The following is a 12,797-nucleotide window of genomic DNA, read 5'->3' as shown; positions in this document are numbered from 1 at the left end:
GGACCCTCAAAGCGCGGGTGAACCCCGGGCCGCAGAGCTCAGGCGGTCTTCGGGCGGGCCCGTTCGATGATCGCCGCGAGGTCGGCGCCGGCCGGCAGGGTGCCGAAGGCCCGGCCCCAGTCGCCGCCCAGGCGGGAGGCGCAGAAGGCGTCGGCGACGGCCGGATGGCCGTGCCGGACCAGCAGCGAGCCCTGCAGGACCAGGGCGAGGCGCTCCACGACCCGCCGGGCGCGCAGCTCGATCGTCGCCACGTCGGTCAGCGAGTCCTTCACCTCGGCGACGGCGGCGTCCAGGCGGGCGTCCGAGCCCGAGGCCAGGCCGACCTCGTCGAAGAACGCCTCGATGGTCTCCGGCTCCTTGACCATGGCCCGGAGCACGTCGAGCGCCGAGACATTGCCCGAGCCCTCCCAGATCCCGTTGAGCGGCGACTCGCGGAACAGCCGCGGCATGCCGGAGTCCTCGACGTAACCGTTGCCGCCGAGGCACTCCAGGGCCTCCGCCGCGTGGGCGGGCCAGCGCTTGCACACCCAGTACTTGCTCACGGCGAGCCCGAACCGCTTGAACGCGGTCTCGCCCCGGTCCGTCGCCCCGGCCAGGCGGAGCATCAGCACCGTCGCCGCCTCGGACTCGACGGCCAAGTCGGCCAGGACGTTGCGCATCAGCGGCTGGTCGATGAGGTACCGGCCGAACGCCCGCCGGTGCGCGGCGTGGTGGGCCGCCTGGATCAGGCCCTCGCGCATCCCGGCGGCCGCGCCGATGACGCAGTCGAGCCGGGTCATGTTGACCATCTCGATGATCGTGCGGACGCCGCGTCCCTCGTCGCCGACGCGCCAGGCGACCGCCTCCTCGTACTCGACCTCGGCGGACGCGTTCGACCGGTTGCCCAGCTTGTCCTTGAGCCGCTGCAGGCGGATGGCGTTGCGGGTGCCGTCGGGCAGCACCCGGGGCAGCAGGAAGCAGGTGAGACCCTCCGGGGCCTGCGCGAGGACGAGGAACACGTCGCACATCGGCGCGCTCGTGAACCACTTGTGGCCGGTCAGCAGGTACGTGCCGTCGGGCCGCGGCACCGCCCGTGTCGTGTTCGCGCGGACGTCGGACCCGCCCTGCTTCTCCGTCATCGACATGCCGGCGAGGATGCCGCGCTTGCCGGCGGGGTCGCGCAGCCCGAAGTCGTACGTGTCGGAGGTCAGCAGCGGTTCGTACCGCCGGGCCAGTTCCGGCGCGTGCCGGAGCGCCGGTACGGCGGCGTAGGTCATGGAGATCGGGCAGCCGTGACCGGCGTCGACCCGCCAGACGTAGAACTTGGCGGCGCGGGCGACGTGGGCCCCGGACCGCTCCGTCCAGGCGCGCGCGTGCAGCCCGTGGCCCACCGCCACGCGCATCAGTTCGTGCCAGGCGGGGTGGAACTCGACCTCGTCGATGCGGTGGCCGTACCGGTCGTGGGTGCGCAGCACCGGCGGGTGCTCGTTCGCGAGCCGCCCCCACTCCCGCGCCTGTTCGGTGCCCGCCAGCCGGCCCAGCTCGTGGACGGCCTCCGCCGCCCAGCCGCCGCCCTCGCGGAAGATCCCGTCGAGCAGTGCCGGGTCGTCGGCCACGTCGTGGCCGATCAGCGGGGGAACCTGGTTGAAGACCTCATGCGTTGTCACTGACCGCTCCGATGCTGCGCTGGGCGAAGGAGATGAGATTCGGGATCAGGCCGGCAGGCGGATCCGTGGCGGCGTGGCGTTCGCGGTCGTCGGGCCGCGCCGCGCCGACCGCGAGCGGCCCGACGAGGGCCTCGCCGATGGCGCCGACGAGCGCGGCGGCGCTGACCTCGACGTCCTGCTCGGGAAGCTCGCCGGTGGCGATCCCGCGGCTGATGAGCCCGGCGAGAACGGCGGCGTACGCCCGGCGGAACACCAGCCGCTCGGCGTCGACGGCGGGGTCCACCGGCTCGGCGAGGAGCGCGTACGCGATGCGGGGCGCGCGCAGGGCCCGGCGGGCGAAGGTCCCGATCACCGCCGCGAGGTCCTCGGCCGCCGTGCGCGCCGGCGACGCGGCGCGCGCGAACGCGTCCACCTCACGCTGTGAGGCGACCCGGAAGACCTCGGCGACCAGCTCGGACTTCGACGGGAAGTGGCGGTACACGCTGCCGGTCGCCACGCCCGCCCGCCGGGCCACGGCGGCGATCGAGAAGCCGGCATAACCCCGCTCGGCGACGACCGCGAGCGCGGCGGCGCGGATGCGCTCCCGTGAGGCGCTGAGCCGGGCCTCGATCCGGGGCGTGCGGCGGTACGGCACATAAGGATTGAATCTCAGTTCACTCCTTCCGGCAAGCGTGCACCGGCGAGCGGTGCAACGCCTTTCCGGTGAGCGTCGCACGCCTTCCGGCGGGCGAGTAGCGCGCAACGGCAACGGCGCGGGATCCCGAGGGGATCCCGCGCCGTTCGGCCGGCAGGCGAGGGGGAGCGGGTTACGCCGTGCCGGTGTCCTTGTGTGCCGTGATCACGCCTTGTCGGCCTTGACGGTGCCGGTCGCCGTGGAGTAGCCGGTTCCCGAGTGGCGGTACACGGGGCCCTTGCCCAGCTCCAGCACCTGGAACTTGACCGTGATCGAGTTCGACGCGGTGCCGGTGAGGTGCTTCATCATCTTCTCCGACAGGTCGATGAGCGCCGGCGGGTTGTGCTGGGCGACCGCCCACTCCGCCGGGCCGAAGTCCTGGACGATCCCGATCTCGCTCTTGCCGTTGTAGGTGACCTTCACCTTCGTTCCGAGCGGCCAGTACGGGCTGGCGATCGTCTCGTACGCCATCGGCTTGCCCGACGCCGTCGCCGGGTCCCAGAAGGAGGTCGCGGTGGAGACGCCGGTCGGCAGGGCCGGGGCCTTGGCCGCCTTCGTCTTAGGGTCCTTGTCCTTCTTGACCGACAGGAGCATCCGGTCCTGCGCGGCGCTCTGGGCCCGCTTCTCGGTCTGCGCGGGTGCCTGCTGCGAGGTCTTCGCCGGGGCGCTCTGCGCCTGGGGCGACGACGCCGCCTCCGAGGTGCCCCCGTAGGTGAGGGCGGTGGTCACGCCGGCGCCGGCGAGGGTGACTCCGGCGGCGACGCTGGCGATGGCCTTGGCCGAGAACCTGATCATCGCTTTCCTTTCGGGGGCATGAGGGGATGAGGGCATGGGGTTACCGGGGAAGGGGTGAGAGAGATCCGGAGACGAGTCCGGGAGGGTGAGGTCGCGCGTGCCGCGTCGCCCGCGGCGCGCGGCACGCGCCGACGGTTGGATTACTGCTGGTAATCCGGGTAGCCGTAGCCCACGACGGTGGAGGTGCTCCGCGTCCGGACCTTCACGGCGTCGTCCGTGTTGCCCTCGATAGTCTGGATGGTGCCGTCGTGGTTGTCCTTGACGACCAGGCCGACGTGGTCGATGCCGTCGATGCCGCCGCCGTTCCAGGAGAAGAAGACGACCGCGCCGGGCTTCGGCGTGCTGCCCCAGCGGCCCTGCGAGGCGAACCACTTGGCGTGACCGGGGGTGAACGCGTCACCGCCCATGCCCTTGACGCCGAGAGTGTCGCCGACCCAGGTGACGAACATGTCGCACCAGGACGCGTTGGCGTAGTCGCTGACGGAGCCGCCGTAGCGGGCGACGCCGGCCTTGGCGTACGGAGTGGTCATGAACCACTGGTTGAACTTGCTGCTGCCGGTGGCGTTCTCGGTCGTCCCGACCTGGGACTCCGCGAGTTTCAGGACGTCCGCGGCGGTGGGCAGCTTCTTCTTCTGCTCGGCGACGGCGTGCATCTTGACGCGCGGGTCGTTGCCCACGGGGCGGGCGTGTAGCGCCTTACCCGTACGCGGTACGGGTACCTGCTCGGCCTGGTGGGCGGCGGGACGGGACGCGGTGGGTGTCTGCGCGGACAGCGCGGGCCCTGCGCTCACGACGGTCATCGCGGCCGCACCGGCGGTGACGGCTCCGGCGACGAGGCCGGTGAGGCACTTCCTCTTCGAGGTGAAGCGGGATGTGGCGTGTCGAGGGGACACGTGGGGGTACTCCTTCGGCTTCCATGCCGCTTACCGGGTTAGCTGACGGGTTCGGGCGTGGAAGCTGCCCTACGGCACGAGAGTGCCGATTCACCCCAAATGCGGTGGGTCCCCGGTTCCGCGAGGTGCGGATTCAGCGGGTCGCCCGCTTGCGCGGACGGCACGAACAAAGAGACAGGGTCTGGTCGTGGCGGTCCCAGGGGAGGGAGGACGACCGGCTATTCAGATCAGGGAAGACTCGTGGACAAGGTCCTGAGATTCGCGGACAAGTTCTGACTCCTTACTTCCAGTACGCCTACCGGGTTAGCTGACGGGTTCGGGCGTGGAAGTCGCCCTACGGTACGACAGGTGTACCGATTCACCCCGGGACTGCTCGTGGGTCCCCGGCTCCGTGATCTCACGGACTCGACGTTGCCGCTCCCGCTCCATGTGGATGGAGGGATACTCCGCGGGAGCGGCGTCCTTTGGATATGAACCGTCTCGGCTCTGTACGGAGGCCCTCACGCGTCTTCGCGCCGCGCCGTCTGCGCTGGTGGGCCGGCCGCCGCCGGCGGGTGTCCGGGGGGCGCATGGGGGGCGTCCCTCCGGGCTTAGTGGGAACATAGCAGACAAATATCGGTCGACCAAATACCTAGGTTTGCGACATGGCTCACATGGTTTGCCGGAATAAAAGATCGCTTTATGATCGAATTCTGGTGATCGAATTCATGTGATCCGATAAAGATCGCGGAATTCGTGATCAGTCGAAAAGCCTTACGGCACAGGGCGTTCCGGTACTCCGGAAGAGATCGCGGACCTCGCCGTCGCGGGTCGCTCAGCCCGCCACCGCGACGGGGGCGGCGCGCAGGAGCGCCTCCCGGTAACGCTGCGCTGTGATCTCCGCCAACTCCGGGATGGCACCCAGGGCCGGTGAGACGGCCACCGCACCGGCGGCCAGGGCCTCGTCCCGCACCTTGTCCGCGAAGAAACCCGGCGCCAGGAAGTAGGACGCCACGACCACCCGCCGCGCGCCGGCGGCGTAGAGCGCGCGTACGGCCTCCGCGGGCGTGGGACGGGCGGCCGAGGCGTACGCCGGGACGACGGTGCCCCAGCCTCGCCAGCCGCGCGCCATCCGGCCGATCGTCGCGTTCGCGGCCGGATCGCTGGAGCCGGCCGCGGCGAGCACCACGGCCGTCTCCGGGTCCGGCCGGACGCCGGCCTCGGCGAGCCGGCGCTCCAGGGCGCCGATCATCAGGGGGTGGGGGCCGAGTGTGGCCCCGTAGTGGAGTCTCAGCCGGGGGTGGGCCGCCCGTGCCTCGTGCAGCACGCCGGGGATGTCGGTCTTGCTGTGATAGGCGGCGGTGAGCAGGAGGGGGAGCACGACGGCCTCGTCGGCCCCCTCTCCGACGAGACCACCGAGCGCCTGCCCCGGTGCCGGGGGAGCGTGGTCGAGATACGAGGTCACGACCCGCACCCCCGAGGAACGACGTACAAGATCGAGAAGTTCCTCGACCGTCGCCGCCGCGCGCGGGTCCCGGCTGCCGTGGGCCACCGCGACCAGGGGAACGTCGGGGGCCACGGGGCGCTCCGCGACCAGGGGACCTCGGGGGAGCAGGAGGCCCGGGGGAACCGGCCCCCGCCCTCCGGCCCGCCCGGCCCTCACAGGTTGATGCCGCATTCGGTCTTTCCGGTGCCGGCCCAGCGGCCGCTGCGCGGGTCCTCACCCGGCGCGACCTGCTTGGTGCAGGGCTCACAGCCGATCGAGGGGTACCCGTCGTACTGCAGCGGGTTCACCAGGATGCCGTGCTTCTCGATGTAGCCGTGCAGGTCCTCCTGGGTCCAGCGGGCGAGGGGGTTGACCTTCACCTTGCCGCGCGCGGCGTTCCACTCGACGACCCGCGACCCGCGCCGGTGAGAGGTCTCCTCGCGCCGGATGCCGGTGATCCAGGCCAGGTAGGGCTCCAGGGCGCGGTTCAGTGGCTCGACCTTGCGCAGGTGGCAGCACAGGTCGGGGTTCCGGCCGTACAGCCGGGGACCGAGGTCGCGCTCCTGCTCGGCGACGGAACGGGAGGGGGTGACGTTCACCACGTTCACCGGATAGACGGCCTCGACCGCGTCGCGGGTGCCGATCGTCTCGGCGAAGTGGTAGCCCGTGTCGACGAACAGCACGTCGATCCCGGGCCGTACCTTCGAGGCGAGGTCGACGAGCACGGCGTCCTTCATGGACGATGTGACGCAGATCCGGTCGCCGAACGTCGCGATCGACCAGCGGATGATCTCTTCGGCGGACGCCTCCTCCAGCGCGTCCGCGGCCGATTCGACGATGTCGGTGAGGTCGAGCGCGGCGGTGGGGCGCTCGTACAGGAGCGTCATGCCGAGCCCTCCCGCCGGGGAGCGCCCGCCGAGCTCAGCGCGCCGAGCCCGACGAAGCGGAGCCGGAACGCCCGCGTGCAGGCACGGCAGTGCCAGCCGCCGTCGCTCTCGTACGGCTCGAGGTCCTCGTCTCCGCAGTAGGGGCAGTAGAAGGGAACGGCTCTCTCGGTCACTTCAGCTCACCTTCCTCGGCACGCTGCACCCAGGCGGCGAAGGACTCGCCGTCGTTCCTGCCCTTCCGGAAGTTGCGCAGGACCCTCTCCACGTAGTCGGGCAGCTCCTCGGCGGTGGTCTTCAGACCGCGGATCTTCTTGCCGAACTCCCCGCCGATCGAGCCGCCCAGGTGGACCTGGAAGCCCTCGACCTGCTCCCCGTTCGCGTCGGTGACCAGCTGGCCCTTCAGGCCGATGTCGGCGGTCTGGATGCGGGCACAGGAGTTCGGGCAGCCGTTGATGTTGATCGTCAGCGGCTCGTCGAAGTCCGGCAGGCGGCGTTCGAGCTCCTCGATGAGGTCCATGCCGCGCTGCTTGGTCTCGACGATGGCGAGCTTGCAGTACTCGATACCGGTGCAGGCCATCGTCTGGCGCCGGAACGTCGACGGGCGGACCCGCAGGTCGTGGGCCTCCAGCTCGGCGGCCAGCGCCTCCGTCCGCTCCTCCGGGACGTCCAGGATGACCATCTTCTGCTCGGTCGTCGTGTGCACTCGGCCCGAGCCGTACTCCTCGGCCAGGTCCGCGATGACGTGCAGCAGGTCGCCGTTGATCCGGCCGACCTTCGGCGCGAAGCCGACGTAGTACCGGCCGTCGCGCTGCCGGTGGACGCCGACGTGGTCGCGGCGCTGGTCCCGGGGGCCGCCGGGCGCCGGCCCGTCGGCGAGGGCGTACCCGAGGTACTCCTTCTCCAGGACCTCGCGGAACCGCTCCGGACCCCAGTCGTTCATCAGGAACTTCAGCCGGGCGCGGTGCCGGAGCCGGCGGTAGCCGTAGTCGCGGAAGATCCCGGTGATGCCCGCCCAGACCTCGTGGGCCTGCTCCGGCCGGACGAACGCGCCCAGCCGCTTGGCGAACATCGGGTTCGTGGACAGGCCGCCGCCCACCCAGACGTCGTAGCCGGCCTCGCCCTCGTCGTTGACCACGCCGACGAAGGCGATGTCGTTGATCTCGTGGATCGTGCACTGCGCGGTGCATCCGGACAGCGCCGTCTTGAACTTGCGCGGCAGGTTCGAGAAGTCCGGGTTGCCGATGTAGCGGTCGTGGATGTCGCGGAGCTGTGGCGTCGCGTCGATGACCTCGTCGGCGTCGATCCCGGCGAGGGGGCAGCCGAGGATGACCCGGGGCGTGTCACCGCAGGCCTCGGTGGTGTGCAGCCCGACGGACTCCAGGGCCTCCCAGATGGCCGGGACGTTCTCGATCTCGACCCAGTGGAGCTGGATGTTCTGCCGGTCGGTGATGTCCGCCGTGCCGCGGGCGTACTTCGACGACACGTCCGCGATCGTCCGCAGCTGGTCGAGGTTCAGCCGGCCGCCGTCGATGCGGACGCGCAGCATGAAGTACCGGTCGTCGAGTTCCTCGGGCTCCAGCACGGCCGTCTTGCCGCCGTCGATGCCGGGCCGGCGCTGCGTGTACAGGCCGTACCAGCGGAACCGGCCCCGCAGGTCCGCGGGGTCGATCGAATCGAAGCCGCCCTTGGCGTAGATGTCGATGATGCGACGGCGGACGTTCAGGCCGTCGTCGTTCTTCTTGCTCTCTTCGTTCTTGTTGAGCGGTTCACGGTAGCCCAGGGCCCATTGGCCCTCGCCTCGTTTCCGCTGCATACGGGATGGCATCGTGCGCGTCCTCCGTGGTCGTGGGGGACGCGAAGCACGCCGGCAGATCGCACTGCTGGCTCAACGCTGAGCTTTGGAGAATGACACCGGCATACCGCGCGCCCATGAGGCAGTGGCGGTGGTCAGGTGTCAGCGACAGATCGCGCTGCCCACGCGGAGATAGTCGACGTGCCGGCGCATAACCAGCAACGGATCCGCAGCAGCCATGTCTCGATGATGACATGTGGTTCGATGACTGTCCAACCATGTCCGAAATGCGGACGCGCGTCGCATTGGTCGGTGGACGGGCGACCGCAGGTCTCAGCCCTGCCGGAGCCAGTTGATGTCCGGCTCGCCGCCCTCGGCGGGCGCGGCCGGCTCCTCGGGAGTGTCGGCTTCGGGCGGCCGGTGCTGACAGTCGCACCACGTGCCGCCCCGGCACTCGCCGTGCCGCCGCTCCCGGCACGCTTCGCAGATCACGTATCCATTGTGCCCACTCGGCGCCCGGCTCACCGCCCGCGCCGGGTGCCGCGTGCGTACGCCCGGCGCCTGGTCACCGGCCGCGCCCGGTGATCGCCCGGCGCCTGGTGACCGGCCGCGCCCGGTGATCGCCCGGCGCCTCGTGACCGGACGTGCCCGGCGTCGCCGCGGCAGCGGTGACCGAACTTCGTTCTGTACGCTGGGCGCGTGGCCGTGGCGATCGATCAACTGCTCACCGACCTGCGCGAGGAGACGGGCGATCTCGAACGCCTCCTCACGCCCGGCGTCTGGGACCTGCCCACGCCCGCGGAGGGCTGGACGGTACGCGATCAGGTCACCCACCTGGCCTGGTTCGACGAGGCCGCCGTACGCGCCGTGACGGACCCCGGCGCCTTCCGCGACGAGGTCCGCCGGCTGGCCGAGGAGGGCTTCGACACGGACCGGATCGTGGCGGAACGGCGCGCCATGCCCGGCGGCGAGGTCCTCGCATGGTTCCGGACGGCACGGGGCCGCATGATCGAGGCGCTCGCCGCCCTCGACCCGAAGGCCCGGATCCCCTGGTACGGCCCCGACATGGGCGCGGCCTCCTTCGCGACGGCCCGCCTGATGGAGACCTGGGCGCACGGCCAGGACGTGGCCGACGCCGTCGGCGCCCGGCGCGCGCCCACCGACCGGCTCCGCCACGTCGCCCAGCTCGGGGTCCGGACCCTGTCGTGGAGTTTCGCCGTCCACGGCCGGCCGGTGCCGCAGGCGCCGGTGCGCGTGGAGCTCGCCCTCCCCGGCGGCGGCGCCTGGACCGCTGGGCCGGAGGACGCCGCGGACGTCGTACGCGGCCCGGCCCTGGACTTCTGCCTGGTCGTCACGCAACGCCGGAATCCCGCCGACGTCGGCCTCACGGTCACCGGGCCGGTCGCGGAGGAGTGGATGCGGATCGCGCAGGCGTTCGCCGGACCGCCCGGCAGTGGCCGGCCGCCGGGGCGATTCGCCTGAGATGTGGCGATCGTCACAGTGGAATGATGCGTCCGCCGCCCTGACCGGGTCATCTGAGGGAGGAGCCTTCGGATCTCCGTTCCGGACGGGGATCTCCGGCCCCGACCCGGGTCCGGAGCGGCCGGCCGAAGGTGATCGGCGAGATGAGCGTCATGCCGCACACCGGGCGTATCAGCCCCTACGGTAGGGCCTCATGACCTCCGCCTCCGATGCTTCGACGGGCGTCGCCGGGCCGTCCGCCGTCGCACGGATGCGCTCCGCCGTCTGGCAGGTCGTCCGCGGCACCACCCTGTCGGCGTTCCGCTACCGGGTGACCGGGCTGGCCGCGGAGGCGGCGTTCTTCACCCTCCTTTCACTGCCGCCGCTGGCGCTCGGCCTGATCGGCCTGCTCGGGCACTTCCGGAACCTGCTCGGTGAGAGGACGATCATCGAGACCCGTGCGTGGGTGCTGGACCGCGCCCAGACGGTGCTCACGGACCAGACCGTCAAGTCCGTCGTCGAGCCCCTGCTCGACGAGGTCCTGCGCGGCGGTCAGGTCGGGATCGTCTCGCTGAGCTTCCTGATCTCGCTGTGGGCCGGCTCCCGCGCGCTGAACGTCTACGTCGACACGATCACGATCGCGCACGGCCTGTCCGGCGTGCGCGGGGTGATCCGCACCCGCCTGCGCGCCTTCTTCCTCTACCTCGCCGGCCTCGGCGTCGGGCTGATCGTCATCCCCGTCCTGGTCGCGGGGCCGACCCTCGTGCTGCACTGGGTCCCGGCCGGCGCCGCGGTCGTGCGCGTCCTCTACTGGCCGGTCCTCGTCATCGTCGCGGTGATCTTCCTCGCGCTGCTGTACCACCTGAGCGTCCCGGTGCGGACGGCCTGGTGGCGGGAGCTCCCCGGCGGGATCACCGCGATGGCCATGTGGGGGCTGGGCAGCCTCGTGCTCCGGCTCTACCTGGACGGCTCCACGACGGCCGTGTCGGTGTACGGGTCGCTGGGCGCGGCCATCGCCGTGCTCGCCTGGCTGTACGTCACCGCGCTGGCCGTCCTGATCGGCGCCGCCCTGAACGCCGAGATCGACAAGCTCTGGCCGGGGGAGTTCACCTCGCGCGCCCGCCTGGAGGACGAGGCCCCCGCGCCCGGCCGCGAGTCCTGAGGCTCACCGCCGGGAGCCGGGGCCCGCCGCAAGGAGCCGCGACTCGGGAGCCGGGAGGCCCGCCGGACCTGGGGCCCGCCGGGGCCCGGGAGGCCGGACATGGCGGAAGCCCCCGCCGGGGCGGGGGCTTCCAGGGGACGCGGGGCTCCGGGACCGGGTCGCGGAGCCCCGGGACGAGACGTCCGCTCAGTGGGCGACCGGGGCTCCGGTCTTCGGGTCGAGGATGAGACGGCCCGCGCGCGGGTGGCGGAAGTCGAACATGCCGCTCAGGCTGCCGGCGCGCTGGTCGAACGACGTGTCGCCGATCCGGCCGACGCCCCAGTTGTCCTCGATGAACCTCAGCACCGAGGTCTGCTCGGTGGAGCGGTGGTCGACGTGGTTCACCTTGGCGTACGGCGAGATGACGAGGAGCGGGAGACGCTGGCTCGGGCCGCACCGGTCCTGGTAGCCGCCGGCCACCTTGGCCTTGCCGCACAGCGCCGTGTCCTGGGACGCGTCCGCCGAGCCGTTCAGGATCCGCGGGGCCTTGTGGTCGTACCAGCCGTCGGAGTCGTCGTAGGCGATGACGACCGCGGTGGACCTCCACTCCGGCGACTGCTGGAGCTTGTTGATGGTGTCCACGTAGAACTGCTGCTCGTCCAGCGGGTCGGAGTACCCGGCGTGGCCGTCCTGGTAGTTGGCGGCCTTGAGGAAGCTGACGGCGGGCAGGTTGCCGGCCTTCAGCGCCGCGTCGAAGTCCGACAGGTCGTACTGGTGGTTGGCCTGGTCGGTGCGGCCGATCGCCGCGACCGAGGACGGCGGCAGGTGCTTCTCGTTCGCCGTCGACTCGTAGTACTGGAACGGCTCGTGGTGCGGGTTGTAGTCCGTCTGGGTGATCCCGCCGATGTTCTGGTGGGTGGCGCCGCAGACGGCGTAGCCGCCGGCCTTGCCGGTGGGCCGGAAGCCGCCCTGGAACCAGCCCCAGGTGACCTTCTTCTCGTTGAGCAGGTCACCGATGTTCTTGCCGGTCATCACGGCGAGGTTGTGGCTCGACGTGTGGTTGTTGCCCGAGCAGTCGTCGAAGGCCGGGTCCGGGTCGTTGATCATCGTGCCGACGCCGTTCGCGTCCGGCGACTGGACGACGTAGGAGTCGCTGACCTTCTTGTGGGTGACCGGGTCGACGGCGTAGACACCGTGGGTCTGGCCGGAGATGAGGTTGATCGCGCCCGGGGAGGACGGGCCGAAGACCGTGTCCCAGGAGTTGTCGCTCATCGCGTAGTTCTGCGCGTAGTTCCACAGCGCGGTGACGGTGTTGCCGTCGTAGTAGTCCATCACCAGACCGGGCTCGCCGAACAGCGGAGGCTGGCCGGTGCACGTGTCCTTCTCGGTGTACTCGACGAACTTGTCCATCTTGCCGCCGTTGACGGCCTTCTGCTCGGCCCCGTACCCGTGGTCCTGGTCGCAGGTGAGCGCCTGCGCGGAGGTCAGGCGCTTCGGGTTGTACTGGTTCGGGTTGTGCTTGAGCAGTTTCTTCGTCAGCCCGTCGACCCGGGGCGTGTGCCGCTTGGCGATGAACTTCGTGCCGTCGGTGTTGGCCGCCTTCGGGTACGTGCCGAAGTAGTGGTCGAAGGAGATGTTCTCGCCGAAGAGCACGACGACGTGCTTGATCGGCGTGGCGGTGCGGACCTGCGTCACGGCCGCGGTCAGCGAGGCGCCCTCCTGTCGCCCGCCGCTCGCCCAGCTCGGCACCGCGGCCAGCGCGAGCGCTCCGGCCGCGGCCACCGATCCGGCGATCAGCGCGGACCGTCGGCCCTTCCACTTTCCGGGACCCATCCTGTTGCCTCCTGAAGTTGTGAAACACCGGTCCTCCGACGGAGCCCCGGCTCAGCCGGGATCCCATCGACCCGCAACGACGATCACGCTGACACAAGGTGACGCGTACGTGAACAGGACGCCATGGCTCCTTCAAATCTCTTTATCTGATCTTTATCCGATCTAGGGGCCGTCTGTCCCCGGAACGGCTGATTCGCCCCATCAGGGGCTC

Annotated in this window: 12 protein-coding genes and 2 riboswitches; of the genes, 2 read left to right on the top strand and 10 right to left on the bottom strand. The window is 70.9% G+C overall.

Annotated elements, in window-relative coordinates:
* Positions 1-38: 38 nt before the first annotated feature.
* From NE235_RS08345 to NE235_RS08305, 9 genes are all read right to left on the bottom strand, one after another.
* A complete protein-coding gene (locus NE235_RS08345; RefSeq protein WP_252800392.1) occupies positions 39-1,646 on the bottom strand; it encodes an acyl-CoA dehydrogenase family protein in 1,608 nt (535 codons plus the stop codon).
* Positions 1,633-2,280 carry a TetR/AcrR family transcriptional regulator gene (locus tag NE235_RS08340; RefSeq protein ID WP_252800391.1) on the bottom strand — a complete coding sequence of 216 codons (648 nt, stop codon included), beginning with the start codon at positions 2,278-2,280 and terminating at the stop codon, positions 1,633-1,635. Before NE235_RS08340 ends, NE235_RS08345 begins: the two co-directional genes overlap by 14 nt.
* A gap of 204 nt (positions 2,281-2,484) precedes the next feature.
* Positions 2,485-3,114, bottom strand: coding sequence for a septal ring lytic transglycosylase RlpA family protein (locus NE235_RS08335; protein WP_252800390.1), 630 nt, complete (start codon positions 3,112-3,114; stop codon positions 2,485-2,487).
* Positions 3,115-3,254: 140 nt separating this feature from the next.
* Positions 3,255-4,007, bottom strand: a complete 753-nt coding sequence (locus NE235_RS08330; RefSeq protein ID WP_252800389.1) for a CHAP domain-containing protein — start codon at positions 4,005-4,007, stop codon at positions 3,255-3,257.
* Between the two features lie 13 nt (positions 4,008-4,020).
* Positions 4,021-4,156: riboswitch (cyclic di-AMP (ydaO/yuaA leader) on the bottom strand.
* A 129-nt stretch (positions 4,157-4,285) separates the two neighbouring features.
* A riboswitch (cyclic di-AMP (ydaO/yuaA leader) is annotated at positions 4,286-4,428 on the bottom strand.
* A 393-nt stretch (positions 4,429-4,821) separates the two neighbouring features.
* The gene (locus NE235_RS08325) at positions 4,822-5,565 is read right to left on the bottom strand and encodes a sirohydrochlorin chelatase (RefSeq protein ID WP_252800388.1); all 744 of its coding nucleotides are present in this window, start codon (positions 5,563-5,565) and stop codon (positions 4,822-4,824) included.
* 80 nt (positions 5,566-5,645) lie between these two features.
* Entirely contained in the window at positions 5,646-6,359 is a 714-nt protein-coding gene (locus tag NE235_RS08320; protein WP_252800387.1) for a phosphoadenylyl-sulfate reductase, read from the bottom strand.
* Positions 6,356-6,532 (bottom strand): PDDEXK family nuclease, encoded by a 177-nt coding sequence (locus NE235_RS08315; RefSeq protein ID WP_252800386.1) that lies wholly within the window; start codon positions 6,530-6,532, stop codon positions 6,356-6,358. Before NE235_RS08315 ends, NE235_RS08320 begins: the two co-directional genes overlap by 4 nt.
* Positions 6,529-8,184, bottom strand: coding sequence for a nitrite/sulfite reductase (locus tag NE235_RS08310; protein WP_252800385.1), 1,656 nt, complete (start codon positions 8,182-8,184; stop codon positions 6,529-6,531). Before NE235_RS08310 ends, NE235_RS08315 begins: the two co-directional genes overlap by 4 nt.
* A 300-nt stretch (positions 8,185-8,484) precedes the next feature.
* Positions 8,485-8,643: a hypothetical protein gene (locus NE235_RS08305; RefSeq protein ID WP_252800384.1), complete on the bottom strand. Its 159-nt coding sequence runs from the start codon at positions 8,641-8,643 to the stop codon at positions 8,485-8,487.
* A 207-nt stretch (positions 8,644-8,850) separates the two neighbouring features.
* Here NE235_RS08305 and NE235_RS08300 point away from each other — a divergent pair, with 207 nt between their 5' ends.
* Together NE235_RS08300 and NE235_RS08295 are read left to right on the top strand one after the other, a co-directional pair.
* Positions 8,851-9,633, top strand: coding sequence for a TIGR03084 family metal-binding protein (locus NE235_RS08300; protein ID WP_252800383.1), 783 nt, complete (start codon positions 8,851-8,853; stop codon positions 9,631-9,633).
* Positions 9,634-9,826: 193 nt separating this feature from the next.
* Positions 9,827-10,774, top strand: a complete 948-nt coding sequence (locus NE235_RS08295; RefSeq protein WP_252800382.1) for a YihY/virulence factor BrkB family protein — start codon at positions 9,827-9,829, stop codon at positions 10,772-10,774.
* A 186-nt stretch (positions 10,775-10,960) separates the two neighbouring features.
* On the opposite strand, the gene NE235_RS08290 is transcribed toward NE235_RS08295, so the two are convergent.
* Positions 10,961-12,586, bottom strand: coding sequence for a phospholipase C (locus NE235_RS08290; RefSeq protein ID WP_252800381.1), 1,626 nt, complete (start codon positions 12,584-12,586; stop codon positions 10,961-10,963).
* Between the last annotated feature and the right edge of the window lie 211 nt (positions 12,587-12,797).

This window comes from Actinoallomurus spadix, from assembly GCF_024055725.1.
In the GTDB taxonomy this organism is placed as follows: Bacteria; Actinomycetota; Actinomycetes; order Streptosporangiales; family Streptosporangiaceae; genus Actinoallomurus; species Actinoallomurus spadix.
The sequence above is the reverse complement of the archived record's forward strand: the minus strand, read 5'-3'. Positions and strand labels throughout refer to the sequence as shown.